Source organism: Streptomyces sp. MnatMP-M17 (assembly GCF_900091995.1).
GTDB lineage: Bacteria > Actinomycetota > Actinomycetes > Streptomycetales > Streptomycetaceae > Streptomyces.
In genome coordinates this window covers 1-22,622 of sequence record NZ_FMDK01000356.1, presented here as the reverse complement: position 1 = coordinate 22,622, position 22,622 = coordinate 1, and the positions used below count along the sequence as shown (strand labels likewise).

Here is a 22,622-nt window from a genome sequence, read left to right as displayed (position 1 = left end):
ACGGTACGTCAGCGGCGACCGCCGGCCAGGGCGTCAGGACCCGTCGGCGGGGCCCGTCAGTAAGGGCCGTTCACATTGTCGATCGAGCCGTACCGGTCGGCCGCGTAGTTGCACGCGGCGGTGATGTTGGCGACCGGGTCGAAGCTGTCCATGGACGTACCGGGCACGTGGTAGGCCTGGAAGGTCGGGTCGATGACCTGGAGCAGGCCCTTGGACGGCGTGCCGGCCGCGGCGTTGGAGTCCCAGTTGTTGATGGCCGACGGATTGCCGGAGGACTCGCGCATGATGTTCCGGTAGATACCGTCGTAGCTGCCGGGAATTCCGTTGGCGGCCATGACGTCCAGCGATTCCTTGATCCAGCCGTCCAGATCGTCGGTGTAGGTCTTGGCGGCCGGCTCGGTGACGGTACCGCTCGTATCGGCCGACGCATCCCCGGTGGGCGCGTTCTCGGTAGTCGCGTTCTCGGTGGGCGCGGTGACGTTCTCCACGGTCGCCGTCGCGTCCTCGGCGGTCGCTGTGGCGGTTTCCTCGACCGCGGCGGTGACCGTCGTGTCGGGCGCGGCACTCTCACCGAGAGTCAGTTCAAGGCCTGGGCGGATCAGGGCCGGGTTGCCGCCGATGACGTCGCGGTTGTCCTCGTACAGCTTCTTCCAGCCGCCGCTGACGGAGTGCGCGGCGGCGATCTTGGAGAGCGAGTCACCCGCGACGACGGAGTAGGTCGCCGGGCTGTCCTGCTGTGTCGCGGCGACGGGCGACGACGCCGCCTCGGCGGTGGTCGCGGTGATGAACGGGAGCGCGAGTACGGCGCCGCCCGTGCCCACGACCGCGAGGCCTCGGGCGAACGGGCTGGTTCTGGGACGGCGGTGCTTGGCCTGTGCGGGCATGACGAATTCCTCTCCGTCGCCTGCGAGGTGAGCTGTCGGGTTCGGGCTGGAGCTGCCCGGCCGCGGTATGAGCGGCTTCACCCCAAGCCGGTCCGGATGACGGAACGGCGCCTTACCTGGGTCCCCCGCTCCTGCCGTGTGTGAGTGGGTTTCGGTTTCCGGACAGCGGCAGGATTCGGCGGTCCGCCCGGATTGACGTGAACGTAGGCGGAACGTCCGGAGAAAAACAAGACCTGAATTCACCACACGATCCGAAAGGTGAATCCAGAGAGGAATGATCCGGTTACACAGAAGGCCTACGAGAACTCAACTCTCGTTCCCTGCGAGCGAAATGGACGAGACGGCGGCAACCACGGCCCACGGATGATGTGACGTACATCATGGACTCTGCCGGAATTAATGACACCACAACACGGCACAGACAGGAGCAAATTATGCGAATGTCACCCAAATGCATCACAGGAGAAATACGGGCAAATCGCCTACATAACCACTTCTCGGAGCAGGCGCGATAGATTCCCGCGACTCCGTCAATTCGGCGGAGGCCTCATCTATTCCTCCTTCGCGCGACGGCATTCCGTTCGGGTTACGGGGAAATCGTCGGCCCGACGAAGGAGCCGCGCCGCGGGCACCGCCATTCGCCTGCCGCGCCGGATCCCGACTGTGATCCGCGGTCGTCGGGGAAGGAGAGCGCGTACCGATAACAATGCTCGTATCGTTGACGTTTCGATGTCTGGCGTTGCGGCGTCCCGTGTGTCGCGTCCCGCGTCCGGCCCAGACGATCAGGAGGAGGTCATGCGGCGGTGAGAGCAGCGGTGTTCCGCTCGTACGGCGAGGATCTGGTGGTGGAGGACCGGCCGGTACCGGCCTGCCCGCCCGACGGAGTCGTCGTCCGCGTACAGGCGACAGGCGTCTGCCGGTCCGACTGGCACGCCTGGCAAGGGCACGATCCGGTCCCTCTGCCGCACATCCCGGGCCATGAGTTCGCCGGTGTGGTGGCCCGCGTCGGCGAGCAGGTGGGCCGGTGGGCCGTCGGTGACCGCGTCACCGTGCCGTTCGTCATCGGATGCGGTCGCTGCGAGGTGTGTCTGTCGGGAGATCCTCAGGTCTGCCCGGGCCAGAGCCAGCCCGGCTTCACCTATGACGGCTCGTTCGCCGAGTATGTGGCTGTGCCCGCGGCCGAGTTCAACCTCGTCCGGCTGCCCGACGCCCTGTCGTTCGCCGCCGCTGCCGCGCTCGGATGCCGCTTCGCCACGGCCTTCCGGGCGATTGTGGCCCATGGCCGGGTCCGGCGCGACGAGTGGGTCGCCGTTCTCGGCTGCGGAGGCGTGGGGCTGTCCGCGGTGACGATCGCGTCGGCACTCGGCGCGCAGGTCATCGCGGTCGATGTCAGCGATGCGGCGCTGGACCGCGCGCGGAGCATGGGCGCGCGGCACACTCTGCTCACGGATTCGGACATGGACCCGGACGCGGTCGCGAAGGCCGTGCACAAGCTCACCGGCGAGGGCGCACACCTCACCGTGGACGCCTACGGCTCCGCGTCGAACGTCATGGCGTGCCTGCGGTCCCTGCGGCGACGCGGCCGGCACGTCCAGATCGGTCTGCTGCTGGGAGCGGACGCGGCGTGCGCGGTGCCCATGGACCGGATCCTGGCCTGGGAGATCGAGATCCACGGCTCGCACGGGATCGCCGCCGCCGACTACCCGGACCTGTTCCGGCTGCTGGACGAGCACGACATCGACCTGGCACGGCTCATCGGCCGGACGATCTCGCTGGATCAGGCCGGCGCCGCTCTGCGCCGTATGAGCGGTGGCTCCGAACCGGGAATCACGGTGATATCGATGCCCGACACACCGTAACGAACACACGTACCACCCGGCTCCTGGGGCCGCACGCCGAAAGCCGCATGCCGGAAACAAGTCCGCTCCCGACTCTTGCCCAGGCTTCTGGTCCGTCTTAGTGTGACGCTCACGTAAACACTATCGAATCGATTCGACTAATCGATTCGACACCGACGGACGAAGGGGCGGCGTGGCCACCATCAAGGACGTGGCGCAGCGGGCCGGTGTCGCTCCGAGCACCGTCTCGTACGTACTGAGCGGCACCCGGAAGATCTCCGAGGAGACCCGGATCGCCGTCCATGCCGCTGTCGAGGAGCTGGGTTACCACCCGCGCGCCAGCGCCCGCACGCTGCGCAGCGCCCGCAGCCAGGTCCTGGCACTCGCCGTGCCCCGGGTGCCCGGAAAGTACCGGGGCGCGGACGGTACGTTCGCCATCGACATCAGCGACGCGGCACGCGGCCACGGCTACGACGTCGTACTGATCACCGATCTGGACGGTGTGGCGGCCATGCGCCGTGTCGCCGGCAGCGGAATGGCCGACGCGGCCGTGCTGATGGCCGTGGAGGAGCGGGATCCGCGCGCCGCCGCCCTCCGTGAGATGGAGTTTCCGGCCGCGCTGCTGGGCCGTAGTGAGGACGCGCCAGGTCTTCCATGGGTCGATCTCGACTGGGAGGCCTCCGTGGCCCTGGCGCTACGGGAGACCGTGGCGGGCGGGCACCGCCACATCGTCTTCCTGTCGTCCGCCGAGCACGAGATCGCCTCCCGGCGCGGTTACGCGCTGCACGGTCTGGCCGGTGCCCGGCTGACGGCCCGCGAGAGCACGGCCGACATCCGGATCGTCCCTTCCAGCGGCGAGCCCGAGCAGCTGAGCCGCACGCTGCGCGAGGTCCTGGTTGCCCGGCCCGCTCCCACCGCGCTCGTAATCCAGCACCTGATCCTGCTGCCGCATCTGCTGGACGAGATCGCCGCCGCCGGGCTGCGCGTGCCCGAGGATCTGGCCGTCGTCCTCGTCGGCAGCTTCCCGGAGGATCTGGGCGGCCGGCTGCTGCCCCGTATCGAACTTCCCGTGACGGAGATGTCCGCCGCCGTGGTCCGTCTCGCTCTCGGTGCCATGGGCGCGGACGCCTCCGCTCCGTCGGGAGAACACCCACCGCACCGGCTGATCACTCCCCGGATGGCGACCGGAAGCGTGATCCGTCCTCCTTCGGAGCCGTCCTCGTGATCGGAGAACCATCACCATGCAACACCCAAGGCGTATACGGATGACCGCGACCGCGACCGCCGCCCTCGTCCCAGTGGCACTGGGTCTGACGGGATGCGCCGCCACCCCGGACCCGGGCACCGTCACCGTGCTCAACTCGGCCACCGACGCGGCCGAGCACGACGCGAACCAGAAGTTCTTCGACCGCTGCGCGAAGCCGCTGGGTCTGAAAGTCGAGCAGATCAGCGTGCCCGCGGACACGGTCGCCTCGAAAGCCTTGCGGATGGCCTCCTCGGACTCGCTGACCGACATCCTGGAGCTCGACGGCTCGGAGCTGCCTCAGTTCGCGCAGACCGGCGGACTGCGTCCGCTGGACGAGGTGGGCCTGGACTCCTCCGGTTTCTCCGCCAGTGCCACCTCGCTGGGCAGCTACGACGGAACGCAGTACGCGGTGGCGCGCTCGGTGAACTCCCTGGCGCTGCTCTACAACAAGGACATACTCCGTGAGGCGGGTGTCGAACCGCCCACCACTTGGGCGGAGTTGCGTGAGACGGCGAAGAAGCTGACATCGGGGAACACCTACGGCATGGCCTTCAGCGCCAGCCCGAACGCTGACGGCGTCTACCAGTTCCTGCCGTTCTTCTGGTCGGGCGGCGGTGATGAGGCGCGGCTGGACAACGGCAAGGGCGAGGCCGCCCTGACGCTGTGGAAGGACCTGCTCAGCGACAGATCCGTATCGAAATCGGTCGTCAACTGGAACCAGCAGGACGTGAACGACCAGTTCGTGGCCGGCCGCGCCGCCATGATGATCAACGGTCCATGGCAGGTGCCGGTGCTCAGCGCGCAGGACGAGGTCGACTGGGCCGTCGCCACCATCCCGGTTCCCGAGGCCGGGCAGGAGGCGGTCGCGCCGATCGGCGGAACGGTGATGGCCGTACCGAAGAGCGACGACAGCGGGCGCGAGAGAAACGCGGGCAAGATCCTCGCCTGCCTCAACAGCGAGCAGAACCAGCTCGCCTGGGGCGAGTCGGTGAACAACGTCCCCACCAGGGCGTCCGCCGCGAAGTCGTACGCCGAGAAGCACCCCGAGCTGGCACCGTTCGTCGATCTGGTCGCCACGGCACGCTCCCGTACCGCCCAGGTCGGCACCCGCTGGCCGGTGGTCAACGACGCGCTCGCCGGCGCCTTCCAGTCGGTGCTGACCGGCGGCGCCGGAGCGGAGCAGGCCCTGAAGAACGCCCAGCGGCAGGCATCGGCCGGGGAGAAGTGAGGACACCATGAGTACCGCCGTCTCCTCCGCCGCCGCGCCGGCGAAGACCGTCGCTCCCGTACCCACCGGGCCGCGTCGCAGCCGCTATTCGATGCTGCGCTGGCTCTTCGTCCTGCCCGCGCTCGTCTATATGGCCTTGTTCTTCGGCTATCCGCTGGTGCGCAACGTCGTCATGAGCTTCCAGCAATACACGCCCACGACGTACTTCACCGGCGAGGCGCCTTTCAACGGGCTGGACAACTGGCGTGCCGTCTTCTCCGACGAGCTGTTCGCCGACTCGCTGTGGCACACCGCGGTGTTCACCGTCGGCTCGCTGGCGGGCCAGTTCACCATCGGTCTGGCGCTGGCCGTCTTCTTCTCCCGCCGCTTCCGGCTCTCGGGCACCGTCCGAGCGGTTCTGCTGCTGCCCTGGCTGGTTCCCATGGTGGTGTCCGCCGTCGTCTGGCGACGCGTGCTCGACGAGGATCACGGCATCCTCAACACCGCGCTTCAGGCCGTCGGACTGGCCGACGGCGGCGTGCCGTGGCTGAGCAGCCCCAGCGTGGCGCTGCTCTCGGCGATCCTGGTCAACATCTGGATCGGTATCCCGTTCAACATGGTGATCCTCTACGGCGGACTCCAGGAGATCCCGCGCCAGCTCTACGAGGCGGCGGCGCTGGACGGCGCGAGCCCGTGGCGCGCGTTCCGCAGTATCACGCTGCCGCTGCTGCGGCCGGTGATCACCGTGGTGCTGGTGCTCGGCTTCATGTCCACGGTGAAGATCCTCGATCTGATCCTGGCGCTCACCTCGGGCGGTCCCGCCGACTCCACCCAGACCCTGGGCACCGTCACGTACCAGCTCTCCTTCCTCCAGCTCGACTTCGGTCAGGGCGCGGTCGTCGGCAATGTCCTCATCCTCATCAGCGCGGTCTTCGCCGTGCTCTATCTGCGGGCCAACCGAGCCGACTTCGGAACGGGGAAGTGATACCGATGAAGCGGTTCTCGTCTCTGCGCGGCGCCTGGAACACCACGGCCGCGCTGCTCATCCTGGTCGTTCTGCTGTTCCCGGTGTACTGGATGCTCAACACCGCGCTCCAGCCGGACACGAGCATCACGGCCACCAACTGGTTCCCGTCCTCGGTCGACCTGTCCAACTTCGACGCGGCGGTCAGCAGCCAGGGCAAGTCCCTGCTGACCAGCCTTGTCGTCGCGCTCGGTGCGGTCGTGGTCTGTCTGGCGCTGGCCGCGCCCGCCGCGTACGGGCTCGCGCAGTTCGGGCTGCGAGGCGGCCAGAGCATCGTATTCACCACGCTGATCACGCAGATGGTGCCGGGCATCGTGATCGCCAACGCCCTGTACAGCGCGTACGCGCAACTCGGGCTCGTCAACTCCTATCTGGGGCTGATCCTCGCCGACGCGTCGCTGGGCCTGCCGTTCTCGATCGTGCTGCTGCGCGCGTTCATGGTGTCCGTGCCCGGTGAGGTGATCGAGGCCGCGCTCGTCGACGGCGCGAACCGCTTCACGGCCTTCGTACGCATCGTGCTTCCGATGAGCCGCAACGCGCTGATCACCGCGGGCCTGTTCACGTTCCTGTTCGCCTGGTCGGACTTCATGTTCGCCCTGACTCTCAACACCACCGACGACGTCAAGCCGATCACGCTCGGCATCTACCAGTTCGTCGGAGCCCATGTCAGCGACTGGGGCGCCGTGATGGCCACCGCCGTGCTGTCGGCCGTACCCGCGGCGATCCTGCTCGTCCTCGCGCAGAAGTACATCGCCGCCGGTATCTCCGGCGGCTCCATCAAGTAGTCCAAGAAGGCATCCCACCCTGATGAGTTCCACCGATGACCACCGGGTGCCCAGCGCCCCGGCCAGTACCGTCCCCGACGCCTCCGGATTCCCTCGATTCCCTCGATTCCCGAGCGGTTTCCTCTTCGGAGCCGCCACCGCGAGCTACCAGATCGAGGGCGCACACGATGTGGGCGGGCGCACACCGTCCATCTGGGACACCTACTGCCGTGAGCCCGGCCGCGTCGCCGACGGCGCCACCGGCGACATCGCCTGCGACCACTACCACCGCTACCGCGAGGATGTCGCCCTGCTCCGCGGCCTGGGTGTCGACAGCTACCGCTTCTCGATCGCCTGGCCACGTGTCCAGCCGGACGGCACGGGCCCGGGCAATCCCGAAGGGCTCGACTTCTATGACCGGCTGGTGGACGAGCTGCTGGCGGCCGGCATCTCGCCCGCCGCGACTCTCTACCACTGGGATCTGCCGCAGGCCCTGGAGGACCGCGGCGGCTGGCGGGTCCGCGAGACCGCGGAGCGGTTCGCCGACTACACCCGGCTCGCCGTCGAGCGGCTCGGCGACCGGGTGGGCCGCTGGATCACGCTCAACGAGCCGTTCTGCAGCGCCTTCGTCGGCTACGCCTCAGGCAGTCATGCGCCCGGCGCCCGGGAGGGCCGTGGCGCGCTCGCCGCCGCCCACCATCTGCTGGTGGGCCATGGGCTGGCCGTCCGCGCCCTTCGCGAGGCGGGCGCCACAGACGTCGGCATCACGCTCAATCCCGATGTGCTGGTGCCCGCCACGGACAGCGAGGCCGACCTGGCCGCGGTGCGGCGCGCGGAGACCATGCACAACGACATCTGGCTGGAACCTCTGCTGGCGGGCCGCTACCCGGCGCACGAGGAGGAGACCTGGGGCGAACTGGCGGACAGCACCTGTCGGCGCGACGGTGATCTGGCCCTCGTACAGGCGCCGTTGGACTTCATCGGCATCAACTACTACCGGCCGATCACCATCTCCGCCGTTCCTCACCGGGACCCGGACCCGGCCACCCGCACCGCCGTGGACATCCGCGCCGAGGAGTCATGGCGCGAGGACGTGCGCCGTACCACGATGGGCTGGCCCGTCGTCCCGAGTGCCTTCACCGATCTGCTGGTCGGACTGCACCGGCGCTATCCGGCCCTGCCACCGCTGCTGATCACCGAGAACGGCTCGTCCGAGGAGGATGTGGCCGACACCGACGGCCTGGTCCACGACACCGACCGGGTGGCCTATCTGCGCGACCATCTCGCGGCGCTCGCCGACGCCATGGACCAGGGCGTGGACGTACGCGGCTACTACCTCTGGTCGCTGCTGGACAATTTCGAGTGGGCCCGCGGCTACAGCAAGCGCTTCGGCATCGTACGGGTCGACTACGACACTCTGGAACGCGTCCCGAAGGACAGCTACCGCTGGTACCGGGACCTGATCGCCGACCACCGCGACCGCGGCCGAACCACCGGGCGAACCACCGGGCAGGAGCAGCACCGATGAAGTTCACCGACGGCTACTGGCTCATGCGCGACGGTGTGAAGGCCTCGTTCGCCGCCGAGATCGCCGAAACCCGCGTCGAGGACGGCCGCCTCACCTTCTATGCGCCCGTACGGCATGTCGAGAGCAGAGGCCACACTCTCAACGGCCCTCTGCTGACCGTCGAGTGCTGGTCACCCGCCGAAGGCGTGATCGGCGTCCGCTCCAGCCATCACACGGGCGGCATCGGCCACGGCCCGCACTTCACGCTCACCACCGATCCGGACCACACGCCCGAGATCACTCAGGACGGCTCGACGGTGGAGCTGACCAGCGGCGCGCTGTCCCTGCGGGTGGACACCGACGCGCCGTGGCGGCTGGACTTCAGCGCCGACGGCAGGCCGCTGACCTCGGCGGGCAGGCGCGGCACGGGCTTCGCCACCACCGGCGACGGGCAGCACTACTCCCTGGGCCGGCTGTCCCTGGGGATCGGCGAACTGGTCTACGGACTCGGGGAGCGCTTCACTCCCTTCGTCAAGAACGGCCAGACGGTCGACATCTGGCAGGCCGACGGCGGCACCTCCAGCGAGCAGGCGTACAAGAATGTGCCCTTCCATCTGACCAACCGCGGCTACGGCGTCTTCGTCAACCACCCGGGCCGGGTCAGCTACGAGATCGGCTCCGAGTCCGTCGGCCAGGTGCAGTTCAGCGTCCGTGACCAGTCCGTCGAGTACTTCATCATCCACGGGCCGACGCCCAAGGAGATCCTCGACCGCTACACCGCGCTGACCGGCCGGCCGGCCCTGCCGCCGGCCTGGTCGCTGGGGCTCTGGCTGTCGACGTCCTTCACCACCTCCTACGACGAGGAGACGGTGAACCGGTTCATCAGCGGCATGGCCGAACGCGACATCCCTCTCGGAGTGTTCCACTTCGACTGCTTCTGGATGCGCCAGTACCAGTGGTGCGACTTCACCTGGGATCCCGAGGTCTTTCCCGATCCGGACGGGATGCTGCGCAGGCTGAAGGAGCAGGACCTGCGGATCTCGGTATGGATCAACCCGTACATCGCACAGAAGTCACCGCTGTTCGAGGAGGCCCGCGCGCAGGGATTCCTCGTACGCAAGGCCAACGGCGACATCTGGCAGTGGGATCTGTGGCAGGCCGGCATGGGCCTGGTGGACTTCACCCATCCCGGTGCCAGGGCCTGGTACGCGCAGAAGCTGCGCGCCCTCACACGACAGGGCGTGGACTGCTTCAAGACGGATTTCGGCGAGCGGATCCCGACCGATGTGGTCTGGTACGACGGCTCGGATCCGGAGCGGATGCACAACTACTACACGCAGCTCTACAACGAGACCGTCTTCCAGGTGCTGACCGAGGAGCGCGGCGAGAACGAGGCCGTGCTCTTCGCCCGGTCCGCCACGGCGGGCGGCCAGCAGTTCCCGGTGCACTGGGGCGGTGACTGCGAGTCCACCTTCAGCGCGATGGCCGAGTCGCTGCGCGGCGGGCTGTCTCTCGGACTGTCCGGCTTCGGCTTCTGGAGCCATGACATCGGAGGCTTCGAGGGCACGCCCACACCAGCCGTGTTCAAACGCTGGGCCCAGTTCGGCCTGCTCTCCTCGCACAGCAGGCTGCACGGCAGCAAGTCCTACCGTGTGCCCTGGGACTACGACGAGGAAGCCGTCGCGGTCACCCGCGACTTCACGCGGCTCAAGCACCGGCTCATGCCCTACCTCTACGAGGCGTCCCGCCAAGCGGCCCGCCGAGGCACTCCGGTCATGCGCGCCATGGTGCTGGAATTCCCCGACGATCCGTCGTGCCACACCCTGGACCGGCAGTACATGCTCGGCGGCGACCTTCTCGTCGCGCCGGTCTTCACCGAGGACGGCTCGGTGGAGTACTACCTGCCCGAAGGCACCTGGACCCACATCCTCACCGGCGAGCAGGTACAGGGTCCTGCCTGGCGGCGCGAAACCTACGGCTTCGACAGCCTCCCCTTGTTCGCCCGCCCAGGCTCCGTCATCCCCTTCGGCAACAGCACCGCCGGCGCCGTGTACGACTGGGCCGACGGCATCACCCTACGAATCCACGCCCTGCCCGACGGCGCCCGCGTGACCACGCAGATCCCGGCCCCCGACGGCTCCACCGCCGCGATCTTCCACACCCACCGCGACGGCGACGTACTGACCGTAGAAGCCGAAGGCGCCCCCGGCCCCTGGCACATCCTGCTACCGCCGACCCCGGCCGAGCTCGCAGAAGGCACCCCGCAACTGACCGCCGCCCCGGGAACGACCTCCCTGACGACCCGGCTCAGCTGACCGCCCACTCACGACTGCATATCGAGCCAAGGCGGCCGGGGCGCTCGGGGGCGCTCCGGTCGCCCTGCGGGAGAAACCGCAGGTCGACGACTCCTGGCCCGAGGTCCCGATCGACGCCGTACCCGGGCGGCTCCTCAAGGGCGGCAACGCCCCGTACGGCGACGGGCAACCGCCACTGTCAGTGCCCTGGTGCAGACTGGCCGGCACGGGAGGGCACTCGACCCGTCGCGTACCGAGCGATGAGTTTTCCCGGCCCGGAGAGTCTCACACTGTCGTCGACAACACAGGAGGAACACGTGGCTCAACTACTGCGGGTGCAGAACTTCTGCATCTCAAGTGACGGAATCGGTGCCGGCGAGGATCAGACCTTCGAGCGGCCGTTCGGCTACGACCATCACGAGAGGCTGTTCGCCTGGGCCGGCGCCACGGCGAGCTGGCCCAGGCGCACCGATCCCGGAGGGAGCCGGGGCCTCGACGACTACATCACGCGGGACTACGCCCGCAACATCGGCGCCGAAATCATGGGCCGCAACAAGTTCGGTCCCCAGCGCGGGCCCTGGAACGACCATGAGTGGCGCGGCTGGTGGGGGGACGAGCCCCCGTTCCGCACCCCGGTGTTCGTCATGACACACCACAAGCGTCCATCGTTCACGCTCTCCGACACCACGTTCCACTTCGTCGACGGTGACCCGGCCACGATCCTCGATCAGGCGCGGGAAGCGGCGCAGGGCAAGGACGTCCGGCTCGGAGGCGGGGTCACCGTCATCCGGCAGTTCCTCGACGCCGACCTCGTCGACACCATGCACGTGGCGGTCTCACCGGTGACGCTCGGGCCCGGACTACGACTCTGGGAGTCCCCCGATGAGCTGCTCGACCGGTTCCATCTTGAGGTCGTGCCCAGCCCGAGCGGCGTGACGCACCACCTGTTCTGGCGAAAGTGAGCACGATGGTCCGCTCGGGGATGTCACCACGGCCGATGTGGGCGTTTCAACATTGATGGGATGGTGGCGGATGAATCACCGATACAGGCCACGGTACTCATCCGCAACCACAGAACAGCCACCCGTGCGGCGAACCGGCCGGCCGCTCTGCGATTTCGAAGGCAGCCACCAGCTGAAAACGCCAACCTCCAGAAGTCTTGCCCCGGCCCGCCGACGCCGGGCCACGAACCCGGCACAACGCCCTCGCGTATGAGCCGTCGTGGCCCGGCGCGGCCTATTGATCAGGCACCCTTCGCGACCGGTTCGAGGATCGCGACACACTCCACGTGGTGCGTCATCGAAAAGGTGTCAGCCTGGGCGAGTAACGGGAATGACCAGGTCAGAGCGGTTTATCGGCTCACTGCTCTGTATGCGGGCGCCCACAGCGTCAAACGAGCGTCAAACCCGGCCGACAGTCCGTCTCCCGCTCAAGCCAGATCAGACTGCGCCAAAGAGCTCACCCGAGAGGATCCCCCATTCATTCCCGACACCGACTCCCACATCATGACCCGCGCCGCTCCGCCGACCGCCATAATGGAGTCATGCCCTCCAGCCCACAGCACCCCGCCCCCGCGCCGAGGGACCTCTCGGGCGCGGACGCTGAGGACCTCGCGCTGTACCGGGAGAAGTTCCGGCAGCGTCTGCCGAAGTCGCTGGACGAGTTGCACGGTCCCACCCAAGGCGTCGTGGAGCTGCCGCTACACATGGCGTGGTCCGGGATGACCTCGTACGACATGGGCAAGCCTCGCCAGCGCATGGGCCTGTATCGCACTGTGCTGCACGAAGGTCTGCACGATGACCTGCCCCTCTACCTCAACCAGGACCTGCTTCTCCAGCTGTGGCCGGTGCTTCGCACTCTGGTCGGTCGTACCGTGCGCACGGTGTGGGAGGACACCTTCCCTCAGCTCGCTTCCGGCACCCGGGCAGCCGCGTGACGGACATGCCTGAGCTGCACGCGCGGCTTCTGGCGGACGTGATCGCGCTTGGCTCCCCGTATCCGCTGGTCCTCACCGGCGGATATGCCGTCCGGGCACACCATCTGGTGAACCGCCCGAGTCAGGACCTCGATGTCGCCACCGAGAACCCGGCGCCCATGGCCGACATCGCGACCACGCTCCGCAATGGCTTGGAAGCCCGGGGCTGGCAGGTACAGGCGCTGGAGACCGCCCCACTGTCTGCCCGCTTCACCGTGTCCGACCCGGCCACCGGGCAGGAGTGCGAGGTCGACATCCTCAAGGAGATCTTCTGGCGACCCGTCGCCCAGAGCCCGTACGGACCAGTCCTCTCGGAGGAGGATGTGATCGGGACCAAGGTCCGTGCGCTCGCCGACCGTGGAGCGCCACGCGACCTCATCGACGTGTTCGCGGCTTCCCGCCGCTGGAACACGGCCGACCTCGAAGAATTCGGCCGCAGGCATGCACGCGGCCGATTCGAACAGGAAGACCTACAGGCAAACCTCGCAGGAGCCGAGTGGACAGACGACGAAGCCTTCGCCGCCTACGGTCTCGACGATGCCGCGATCACCGCTCTCCGCGCCTGGGCTCTGGAATGGGCCAACGATCTCGCCGCCCGTCTCGTCGAAGAGGTAGATGATCCGGACAACGACTGATCACATCCGAGGATCAGCGGGTAGGCAAGCAGTCGGTCGCGGGCTTGTCCGCTGTCAAGTACGCCGGGCAAGCCCTGGGAGACTCAGCCGACGGGCAGGCTGTGACCCCATCTGCGGATGATCACCTGAGGCCGACTCTCGTACATCTCCACACGCCGCGCCCTCCAGACAACGAACTGCTCCGCTGCCACCTTGCCCGACGGCCTGCCTCGCAGAGGCGCCGCTGTGCCCGATCGGCGGCAAATGGCAGTGAAACGAGACCGGCCGCTCGGGCATGCGAGCGGCCGGCAGTTTGTCCCTCGTGGTCACCCCCGGAGTGCCACGCACTGGCGGAGCAGCGATTCCAGGCGCACATGGGTGTCCTCGCGGTCGAACACCTGGAGGGCGTCAAGACACGCGACGATCCACTGGGCCTCGTGCTCGTCCTCGATCTGCATCGCCACGACGGTCACCGCGCTGTCGATGTCGAACGAGCTGTCCTTGAACTCTGCGTCGAGGGCCTGGTATCCGGTCGCGAGCAGCGGATCCGCGAACACACCGGTCCCCTCGGCGAAGTCGCGGGCCTCTGCACCATCCGTGAGCAGGCATGCCATGTGGCGCAACACCTCATCGGGGTCGCCGAGTTCACGGTGCAGGCGGTGTGATCCTTCGCAGTTGACCGCGGTAGAGGCAATCACGACGAAGGTCAACGCGACGGCCCCAGTGCATGATGACGCGCTAGGGTTGTGCAGCTCACGGGACATCTGTCCACAGATGTGCTGGTTCTGAAGTCACCGTGCTGAGACGTCAGCAGGCTTGTCCGAGCGCGGCAATCTGGCTGGACGCGGAAGTATTTGGGGGGGAACTCGCCATGGCCGAAACTCCGGTTGACGCTGCCTGCACCGGCGACGATGCCGACCGCAAGGTTGTCGAGCAGGAGCATGCCGAGATACGAGAGTTCATCAAGGGGCTGAGCGCAGACGACATCAAGTCGGGCAACTGGTTCACCAAGCTCAGCGCTCATGCCCTGAACTCCTACACCAACAAGGTCGACTGGCAGTACTTCCAGGAACGGTATGCGGGCGTACCCGCGGACGCCATCGTCGATCAGCGACATCGACCCCGCCGAGGTGTGGCGGCGCATAGACGCCGAGCCAGGGGATCTAAGCGACATTCTCGACGTGGCCGACAGGGTGGCCACTGTGGACGGTGCCGCCAACGCACGTGAGAAGGCCGTCATCTGCGAGCTTGGAGACCGTTGCCGCCACCGAGTCTGACGCCGCGATGCGCCTCCGTACTGCGGCTATCCACACGTGGCGAGCTACCGGCATCCGGCGCCTCACACCCGTCACCATATTTCCATGAACGCAGCAACGCCCCGGCTCGCATCCCACCAGGCAGCCGCGTGACGGATATTTAGGGCTACACACGCGGCTCATGGGGGATGTGATCGCCCCCGGCGACCCGTATCGGAGCGTCATGGCCGGCTGGCCTATCTTTCCGCCTCAAGTTGGTACACCCGGCTGTGCGCGCCTCTGATCCCCGTGACCGTCACGCTGCTGCTCGGCCGACAGGTCAACTGTTGGAGCGGCTGCGGGATGATGCGTACGGACACGGGGGCGATTCCCGCTTCCAGCCCGGAGACGATGACGAGGAAGAAGTCGTCGCTCTCCGCCGCTCGCTGGAACTCCGCGGGCGTCAACAGCACTGTGTCCGGCTCGGCGTCTTTGTATGCCTTCAGTTCGTAGAACCGCGACAGTGCGTCCACCGCGTCAGCGCCGAGGCCGCGCTGGGCCCGCAGGTCGCGCAGCCAGTCGTCGTCGGCGGCGAGTGCCTTGCGTACGACGTCGAGCGCCACCTTTTCCTGTTCCGTGCCCGTGTAGGGGCGCGGTGGCGTGTGCTGGTGGGGGATCGCCGATCCGGCGCGGGGCTGCGGCAGGCCGGACGTTCCCGAGGTATACCCGCTCGGCCGTGCGGTGGGCGCGCCCACGACCGAGGACTTCGGCGGCGTGATGATGCCGCTCGGGTCGACGAGCCGGAGTCTGCCAGGGTCGACGAGCCTGCGCGGTGGAACGGCGGGGGGCGCAGGCGGGACTGACGGCCCAGTTACGGGCGGTGGTGCGCTGGGCACAGGCGGGAGGATTACCGCCGTCCGCGAGGTAGCCGCTGCTGTGCCGACCTGCGCCTTGGTCGCGGTACGGCGTTGGTTCACCTCGTTTCCGAGTTCCCTGAGCCGTCGTTCACGTTCGGCCTCCGCCGCTTCCCGGTCGCGCCGCACCTGGTCGTCGGCAAGACTCAGCCGTACGGCCGTACGGCCCATCTCGGCCTGGTCACACGCTGCTCCCCAGGCGAGGGCCACCTCGCGGCGGCTGCCCGGAAACCGGGCGGCGATCGACCGGCCCACCCCGGATGTGCGTGTCAGAGCGGCAGTGTCACGCACGTACAACATGCCCGAGGACCAGTCGATCCCGGCGTCCACGGGCACGTGCACCGTCTCGCCCGTGTCCGGAAGATCGAGGCTGCAGGTCAGGTGAGGGGCGATGCGTACAATCAGGTCAGCCAGCTGGTTCCACGAACAGTCCAGGGACTGGGCAACGCTCGCGGCGTTGCGCTGCAGGTCCTCACGGAGGTGGGTAACGGCTGACCGGACCAGCGCTGTGGCGTCCGGGTCCTTCGGGGCCGGGCCAGGGCTGTACACGGTGACATGCTCGGCGGCCAGCTCGCTCACACGCAGAGCTCCGATCAACGGCCGGAACTGCTCCAGTTCGGCTCCCGGGCGCCACACCGCACGTTCCCGGCCCAGCGCCTCGGCCACCACCGGGTCCTCGACGGCGTACACGGGCCGCTTGCTTCGCCAGCCGTTGCTCGTCCAAAGAGGGAGGCGTCCCAGGCGCTTGGCCGTCAACGCGCCTGGCTGGGCACGGCCCAGAGCGGCGAGCATCTTCAGGGTCTCCAGGATGATGGACTGGGTCGTCCCGTCCGGCTCGTCCCGACCCTGCTTCCGGTTCCGCTGTGCCAGCTCCTTGATCACGGCCGTGGCGTCGTCCACGGTCGGCAGGCGCACTGCGAGCCGCTGCCAGAACCCCTCGCTGTCTGGAAACGTGGGAGCGAACGCACGGAGCGGACCGAAGAGCGGCGCTCCGCGCAGGCACTGGCTCGGCCGGCGCCAGCCGGAGTCCGTGAGGACGAGGCCGCTCCCCTCGCCGAACGCCCGGAGGACCGAGCCCAGGGACATCTCCTGCGAGGCGCCCGCGCCACGGCCGAAGGTACGCTCGGCAAGGGCTTGGTAGAGGATCAGCGCCGCGGGCACATCCCTGTCGCCACCCTCTTCCTCCCTTCGGCGCAAGCGCTGCAGACATTCCACGAGGTCCTCAGCGCGGGCCTCCGCAGAAATGCTAAGGGCGCGCAGCACATCACTGCGCCTGCCGACCAGTTGCTGGATCTCGGGATGGAGGAATCGCTCGTCGTCCGCCCCGTACACCGCGACCGTGCCGGTGGTCCGCATGCGGAGCCGGGCCGGGACAGACGGTGCGCCGTTACCGTCGTCCAACCACGGTGTATCGCGCAACTGCCAAAGCCAGAAGGCTGCAGTCCTGCCCCGGTTCTGCCATGCGTAGTAGTCGTAGACGGCATCCACCTCGTCGTGGTCGGAAAAGCGGCTCCATGCCCGCCCGAGGACATGAAACAGCGCTGCCGCCCTGCGCCTGCGGATCTGCGGGTTCTGCTCCGCCGCGATGCCAGAGGCGACGGCACGTAGGTCGGGGCTTTCGTAGTCGTCGAGCGTGAAGGTCGCTTTCAGAGCTCGCAGGGCATCTGTGCGTGCCCGAGGTCCCGAAATGACGTCCGCCGGCAACCCCTTCGCGCTCTGCGTGAAGCGTTCCCGTGCCTGCGGGTGCCTTCGCAACCGGGGCGCGGTCTCCGCGCCCAGGAGCCTCAAGAACCTACGGGCGCCCATCCCGGCGCCGCCGCGCAGCAGGACCTCGGCGTACCGGGGCCGCAGCCACACCAGCCCTGCCGTGCCACCGGCAGCGAAGGCAAGGCTCTCCTCGCGTTCCGAACTGTCCAGTCGGGCGGGCAGGTACGCCCTCGCGGGAGCGACGTCGATGTCCTCGCGTTTTCCGGCCCGGTCGTAGCGATGCCCCTGCAACCGGATCGCGTGACCCACATCGCGCCCCAAGGTCTCACGTTCGGCGTCCGGCACGCGTGCAAACCCGTCGCGTAATTCGATGAGTTGGTCTTCCGTCAGCCGCAGTGCATTCGGGCTGCCGCTCCCCGCCGCACCGATAGCCGCGAGACGCCGGATCACAGCCACCGCGTCCGCGTCAGTCAGCAGCGCTCCCCGCTTGCGGAGCCACGTCCTCACCGACCGCGCCTCGTCGGTGTCGGCAAGGAATGCCGGATGGATCTCCCGGGAGAACCCGAGACTGGCACCGAGGCCCCGCGGGACGTCGGTGAACACCACAGGTTCCGCAGGTCGGGGCACACGGTGACAGCCCCCTGAGTTGTCCACGAGCCAGCGGCTCGACAGCAAAGAGGAATAGATGTCTGCGGCAAGTCCCGCCGCGGCGGCGAGCGGATGTTCGCCTGCGGTGACCGGGTTTCATCGTCGAGGAGGCGTAGCGCGTCGTAAAGATCCACCGTCACGGGAAACGCACCGTCGTGGTCCTCCCAGTCCGCCAGCACCCCACGCCATCGGCCGTCTTCGTCCCGCGCCAACCCGGGCAGTACGGCGGTCCGCTCCGCGACGCGGGAGACCTCCTCTTCGCTGACCACGCCAACCAGCATCTCGTCCTCCACCGCCAGGTCACCCAGTCCGAGCGGCCCCTGCCCCGCGACGTCCAGGACGAGACCGTGGGAGACGCCCGCCCTGGCACGGCCAAGGAGTAGTCGCTCCAGCGCTGCGACCGGGTCCCGGGCATCGCGCATGTCGTCAGGGAGCGGCACGGCGCGCCAGGCCCGTGCCGGATCCCGCCGGAACTGCCACAGGACGGCGGCCGTCCACAGGTCGCCCACCAGTTCATTCAGTGCGCGGTTCCACGGGGTGTCGTCGAGCGCCTGACGGCTGGCGATCGGGTCGAACTGGGCGCTGGCACAGAGGGCCGGAGCGGTGTGCTCGACCGGAAGACCGGCGTAGATCCGCCCGCCGTCATCGGGTCCGCCGAGAGGAAGAGCCACAGCGATTGCGGTGGTGGGCCCCACCGTCTTGTGAGACCGGGTGATCCCAGAGGGGCTGGGAACGGTCGTACGGCACACCAGCCACCGGGATCCGTCGTCGGCGCGCGCCTCGCAGGTCTCCACGTCGACGCTCTGCCCACCCACCACGGCCTCGAACGGCTCGCCCACCTCTCGGACAAGCGCCAGCCGGTGCCGGACACCACCTTGCTCGTCCAGGTGCGTGACACTGCCGACACTGCCGAGGAAGAGCAGCGCGCTGTCCCCCCACTCGGCAAGCCACACGTCAACCTCGTCCGCACCGAGCACACCCGGCTCCAGAGGAACCCGAAGAACCGTCCAGGCGTCGCCCGCGAACCAGTCGGGCACCGGGAACGGCTCAGCCACGGAGATGTCCGGATCCCCGACACGGAACCGGTAATGCCCGCAACGAACCTCCAGATGCGGGGAGAGGAACTGGAGTGTCATCAGGCCGATCCCGACCCTGCCAGTGGACTCGGCCTGCTCCGATTTGCTGGTCAGCCAGGGCATCGCCAGGGCCAGAACGTCCGGCAGCCGTACGGGACTGCCGTTATGGGCGACGAGAAGTTCCCGTTCCCTTGTCAGAATGCGTACGTCCGTGGCATCGAGGTCCTCGGCGTTCTGCACGATCTCCGAAAGTCCCTGCAGACGGTCGTTCGACAGATTCCCCGCGTGATCTCGGGTACGTCTCAGCGCGTGCCGTACTTGACCGTCCAGTCGGGCAAACCGGCTGCCAAGTCGCTCCACCGCCGCCTCAATCGCCGCCTCACCCTCCGGCTCCGGTACGACGGCTCCTTCTGGGATGCCCTCCAGGGAGAAGAGCGCATCGGCTGACGCAATCCCCCGCTCCACCGCGGCCGTTGGACGCACCGCATCCCCCGTGCTCATCCCTGCCCCCTCTCACCTCGGAACTCGCCCACGACACAGGGTAATGAGCCCAGCGCAATCAGCGCATGCCAACACAAGGACCTGCCGCCGTGCGATCCGAGCCCAAAGAGCAGCCCCGGCACGCTGCTCGACGGGTCAAGCCCGGCAAACCACCTACACCATTGGCTGACCTCAACGCGACCAGGTTCGGGGGGTGGAACCCGAACGGGCGACGGGAAGCGCTCTGAGGCTGCTCATCGGCCCTACCTTGGTGGTCTGCCCGCAGCTCGTGGAGGTGGGGACGAAGCTCGTGAAGTACACGCTGACCGAACAGCAGGCTGACCTGCTCCGCCAGATCGCCGCAGCGTCCAGTGCCGTGCCCATCACGCGCAAAAGTTCGAACACGGCCTGGGCCCTTGAGCAGCGCGGGCTGATCAAGCGGAGCTGGCGCGGTAGCGGGCACGTCGCAGTGGTGACTTCGGACGGCCGGCACTTCCTCAAGCATGGCAAGCATCCCAAGGAGGTCCAAGTCGAGAAGGAGCGCTTGGTCGGTGATGCCGAACAGGCCGAGCGCGCTCCTGCCGACGGAGCCGAGCTGATCGCTCGACTCCGGTCCGCCACTGTCAGGAAGCTCACCGTCCCTGATCCGGGCCCGCGAACCCGGGGGCGGTGGCGGGCGGCCTACTACGACGCGCTCCATCACGGTCACGTCCCGGGAGAGCACAAGCTGCGCTGGACCGGACGGCAGCGTGGTGACTGCGTCTTCACGTTGGTCGACGAGGAAGCCGAGAAGGCCGCGCAACCGCTGCCGGTGCCGACCATCGACGTCCCCGACGTGCTGGACCGCCCTCATCAGCTCGTCCGGGCGACGCGCAAAGCCCTCGGCAGGTCCAAGACTGTAGTCGACACCCGCGGAACGCCCGAGGTCATCCCTCTGCATGTGTCACGGGAGCAGGCGGATCGTGCCCTGCGGATCATGCACGCGCTCCTGACCGAGGCGGAAAGCCGCGGCAACCAGGTGGAGACTCGGACCGATCTCCATCGCAGCCAGGCCGTACACCAGATGGTCATCGTCATCCGCGGACACGCGCTCCCGCTCGCGATCACAGAGCAGACGACCAAGGTGCCACACGAGCCGACTGCTCAGGAGATCCGCCAACAGCAGCGCAACCCCTGGACTCGTATCCCCAAGTACGACCACGAGTTCAACGGACGCCTCGAACTCGGTGCGCCTGCGAGAAGCTGGTACCAGCATTCATACACCTACAGGGACAGCGCACGGTGGACGCTGGAGTCTCGCCTGGGGCACCTTTTGCACGATCTCGAACAGCGTGCCGCGGCGGCCGAACGCGGGCAGCGGGAAGAGGAACTCCGCAAGGCCGAACAGCGACGCCGCTGGTACGAGGCTGTTGCGCGGGCACGGGAGCGGCAAATCGAGCGACATCGAGCGAAAGTCCTGGTCGAGCAGGTGGAGGCACGGCATCGGGCAGACGAGATCCGCGCTTTCTGCCGCGCGGCCCGCACGAGAGCCGACGGCGCGTCCGCTGCGGCGGAGGAAATGGATTGGTTGCAATGGGCTGAAACATACGCAGACCGGATTGATCCACTGTGCGCGCCCCTGGCCGCTCCGCCGGACCCTCCAGCCAGCCGTGAGGCTCTGCGCGAACTCCTTCAGGGCGATCTCTACACCCATCCCTGGCCGTTCGACAGCAAGGGGCACTGGACGCCGCCCGAAGAGGAGGTCGCACAGCACCCCTGATCAGGCAAGTGCCCGCGCCCGGTCCGTGGAGAGACCGGGTGCAGGATCATTCATGCGGCGATGGTGAGCGGAGCATCCAAGCGCTCCCAGACACCAAGAACGGCCTGGCGCGCGTCCGGTTGCGGTGGGCGTGGCGCTGGGTTGTCTGGAAGCTCTCGTGGCCGAGGAGGTGCTGCACCTCGCAGGGCGAGACTCCCTTCCGGACCAGCCAGGAGGCGCAGGTGTCCGCATGGAGTGCGGCGGGTAGTGCGGGACGAGCTGCTGTTCGCCGTCACCGTCGACTAGGAGCTGTTTGAGGTTCAGATCATGTGGTTGAGGTGAGGAGCTTCAGCCACATGATCGATCCGCGGAGGTGGAGTCCGGCTTCGTAGCTGTCGGGAGCTTTGTCGTAGCGTGTGGCCAGGCCGCGCCAGGTCTTGATCTTCTGGAAGCAGCGTTCGACGGTGTTGCGCTGTCTGTAGCGTGCGGGATCGTAAGTGACCGGCCGTCCTCCGGCCGGGCCCTTCTTCTTGCGGTTGGCCTGCTGGTCGGTCTTCTCGGGGATCACTGCGCTGATGTGGCGCCGGCGTAAGCAGACCCGGTTGGCTCTGGAGGAGTAGGCCCTGTCCGCGGCCACGGCGTCCGGCCGGGTGCGGGGGCGGCCAACAGGCCCGGGGACGCGGATCTTGTCCAGCACGATCGGGAACTGAGGGCAGTCCGCGGCCTGGCCGGCGGTGAGCACGAACGACAGGGGAAGCCCCGTGGCATCGGCCGCTGCATGGATCTTGCTGCTCAGCCCGCCTCGGGACCGGCCGAGCCCGGCGGCGTCCGCCCTGGCCCTGCGACGCCGTCGCGCTGCGGCCCGGTCCGGGTTCGGCGCGTCCGTACCACTCGCGTCCGCACAGGCCGTCGCCTCATCACCCGCAGCACGGGCGGCTGTTTGGGAAGCGGAGCCCCTTTTTCCTCGGTCAGGGCCTGTTCCAGGGCGTCCAGGGTCTCCCCGGCCACTGCCAGGCCAGCCGATTCGTGATGCGCCCGAACAATCGTGGAGTCCACGCTGACCAGCTCCAGGCCGGCCTGCCCCCGCGCGGCCGCCTCGGCGATCAATGCGTCCATCAGGCCCTGGAACACCCCGGCCCTGGCCCAGTTGCTGAACCGGGAGTAGATCGTGGACCAGGGCCCGTAGCGTTCCGGGACATCACGCCGGCCGCTGCCGGTACGAAACCGCCACATCACCCCGTTGAACTGGTCCCGCACCCGCCGTGGCAACGGCCCCGTCGCCGCCACCGGCAAGTGCGGCTCGACCAAGGCCCACTCGGCATCCGTCACGTCAAATCGCGCCACACCCGAGTTCTGCCAGCCACCACCAACAGGCCACCGGGCCTCACGAAGATCCGAACCCCGAACAGCCCCTAGTACTCCAGCAGGATTTCGCTGTCTGACCTGGTCTTTCGCCGGGGTGGCGGGAGTG

At 68.0% G+C, this 22,622-nt stretch carries 18 protein-coding genes, 1 pseudogene and 1 riboswitch; of the genes and pseudogenes, 13 read left to right on the top strand and 6 right to left on the bottom strand.

All coding sequences use genetic code 11. The features are described from left to right. Positions 1-56: 56 nt before the first annotated feature. Positions 57-884 (bottom strand): transglycosylase SLT domain-containing protein, encoded by an 828-nt coding sequence (locus GA0115259_RS16635; RefSeq protein WP_093597212.1) that lies wholly within the window; start codon positions 882-884, stop codon positions 57-59. A 4-nt stretch (positions 885-888) separates the two neighbouring features. After that, a riboswitch (cyclic di-AMP (ydaO/yuaA leader) is annotated at positions 889-1,049 on the bottom strand. A 638-nt stretch (positions 1,050-1,687) separates the two neighbouring features. Between GA0115259_RS16635 and GA0115259_RS16630 the strand changes: the two genes are divergently transcribed. The 10 genes from GA0115259_RS16630 to GA0115259_RS16585 all read left to right on the top strand — a co-directional run bounded on the left by GA0115259_RS16630 (position 1,688) and on the right by GA0115259_RS16585 (position 13,374). After that, a complete protein-coding gene (locus GA0115259_RS16630; protein ID WP_161230391.1) occupies positions 1,688-2,743 on the top strand; it encodes a zinc-dependent alcohol dehydrogenase family protein in 1,056 nt (351 codons plus the stop codon). 172 nt (positions 2,744-2,915) lie between these two features. Continuing rightward, the gene (locus GA0115259_RS16625; protein WP_093597208.1) at positions 2,916-3,947 is read left to right on the top strand and encodes a LacI family DNA-binding transcriptional regulator; all 1,032 of its coding nucleotides are present in this window, start codon (positions 2,916-2,918) and stop codon (positions 3,945-3,947) included. A 40-nt stretch (positions 3,948-3,987) separates the two neighbouring features. Then, positions 3,988-5,196 (top strand): ABC transporter substrate-binding protein, encoded by a 1,209-nt coding sequence (locus tag GA0115259_RS16620; RefSeq protein WP_237540093.1) that lies wholly within the window; start codon positions 3,988-3,990, stop codon positions 5,194-5,196. A 7-nt stretch (positions 5,197-5,203) separates the two neighbouring features. After that, entirely contained in the window at positions 5,204-6,160 is a 957-nt protein-coding gene (locus GA0115259_RS16615) for a carbohydrate ABC transporter permease (RefSeq protein ID WP_093597202.1), read from the top strand. Positions 6,161-6,165: 5 nt separating this feature from the next. Next, the gene (locus GA0115259_RS16610) at positions 6,166-6,984 is read left to right on the top strand and encodes a carbohydrate ABC transporter permease (protein WP_093597199.1); all 819 of its coding nucleotides are present in this window, start codon (positions 6,166-6,168) and stop codon (positions 6,982-6,984) included. Positions 6,985-7,006: 22 nt separating this feature from the next. Next, the gene (locus GA0115259_RS16605) at positions 7,007-8,491 is read left to right on the top strand and encodes a GH1 family beta-glucosidase (protein ID WP_093597196.1); all 1,485 of its coding nucleotides are present in this window, start codon (positions 7,007-7,009) and stop codon (positions 8,489-8,491) included. Further along, positions 8,488-10,785, top strand: a complete 2,298-nt coding sequence (gene yicI, locus GA0115259_RS16600) for an alpha-xylosidase (protein WP_093597193.1) — start codon at positions 8,488-8,490, stop codon at positions 10,783-10,785. Before GA0115259_RS16605 ends, yicI begins: the two co-directional genes overlap by 4 nt. A gap of 296 nt (positions 10,786-11,081) precedes the next feature. Then, the gene (locus GA0115259_RS16595; RefSeq protein WP_093597190.1) at positions 11,082-11,726 is read left to right on the top strand and encodes a dihydrofolate reductase family protein; all 645 of its coding nucleotides are present in this window, start codon (positions 11,082-11,084) and stop codon (positions 11,724-11,726) included. Positions 11,727-12,307: 581 nt separating this feature from the next. Further along, entirely contained in the window at positions 12,308-12,700 is a 393-nt protein-coding gene (locus GA0115259_RS16590; protein WP_093597187.1) for a hypothetical protein, read from the top strand. 5 nt (positions 12,701-12,705) lie between these two features. Next, positions 12,706-13,374 carry a nucleotidyl transferase AbiEii/AbiGii toxin family protein gene (locus GA0115259_RS16585; RefSeq protein WP_176732570.1) on the top strand — a complete coding sequence of 223 codons (669 nt, stop codon included), beginning with the start codon at positions 12,706-12,708 and terminating at the stop codon, positions 13,372-13,374. 305 nt (positions 13,375-13,679) lie between these two features. On the opposite strand, the gene GA0115259_RS16580 is transcribed toward GA0115259_RS16585, so the two are convergent. Then, positions 13,680-13,967, bottom strand: a complete 288-nt coding sequence (locus GA0115259_RS16580; RefSeq protein ID WP_176732569.1) for a hypothetical protein — start codon at positions 13,965-13,967, stop codon at positions 13,680-13,682. Positions 13,968-14,224: 257 nt separating this feature from the next. Here GA0115259_RS16580 and GA0115259_RS40340 point away from each other — a divergent pair, with 257 nt between their 5' ends. Further along, positions 14,225-14,581 carry a hypothetical protein gene (locus GA0115259_RS40340; RefSeq protein WP_176732568.1) on the top strand — a complete coding sequence of 119 codons (357 nt, stop codon included), beginning with the start codon at positions 14,225-14,227 and terminating at the stop codon, positions 14,579-14,581. 264 nt (positions 14,582-14,845) lie between these two features. Here the strand turns inward: GA0115259_RS40340 and GA0115259_RS41905 are convergent, their stop codons facing one another. Together GA0115259_RS41905 and GA0115259_RS41900 are read right to left on the bottom strand one after the other, a co-directional pair. Beyond that, positions 14,846-17,554: a hypothetical protein gene (locus GA0115259_RS41905; RefSeq protein ID WP_237540091.1), complete on the bottom strand. Its 2,709-nt coding sequence runs from the start codon at positions 17,552-17,554 to the stop codon at positions 14,846-14,848. Positions 17,555-17,712: 158 nt separating this feature from the next. Further along, positions 17,713-19,173, bottom strand: a complete 1,461-nt coding sequence (locus GA0115259_RS41900; protein WP_237540090.1) for a sacsin N-terminal ATP-binding-like domain-containing protein — start codon at positions 19,171-19,173, stop codon at positions 17,713-17,715. A gap of 69 nt (positions 19,174-19,242) precedes the next feature. Here GA0115259_RS41900 and GA0115259_RS41895 point away from each other — a divergent pair, with 69 nt between their 5' ends. Continuing rightward, a complete protein-coding gene (locus GA0115259_RS41895; protein ID WP_237540089.1) occupies positions 19,243-19,380 on the top strand; it encodes a hypothetical protein in 138 nt (45 codons plus the stop codon). Between the two features lie 343 nt (positions 19,381-19,723). Next, complete coding sequence (locus GA0115259_RS16565; RefSeq protein ID WP_256098023.1) at positions 19,724-21,172, top strand: hypothetical protein; 1,449 nt, start codon at positions 19,724-19,726, stop codon at positions 21,170-21,172. A 46-nt stretch (positions 21,173-21,218) separates the two neighbouring features. On the opposite strand, the gene GA0115259_RS41890 is transcribed toward GA0115259_RS16565, so the two are convergent. Together GA0115259_RS41890 and GA0115259_RS16555 are read right to left on the bottom strand one after the other, a co-directional pair. Beyond that, positions 21,219-21,350 (bottom strand): hypothetical protein, encoded by a 132-nt coding sequence (locus GA0115259_RS41890; RefSeq protein ID WP_256098022.1) that lies wholly within the window; start codon positions 21,348-21,350, stop codon positions 21,219-21,221. 126 nt (positions 21,351-21,476) lie between these two features. After that, positions 21,477-22,495: pseudogene (locus GA0115259_RS16555) on the bottom strand (IS5 family transposase). Positions 22,496-22,622: the final 127 nt, after the last annotated feature.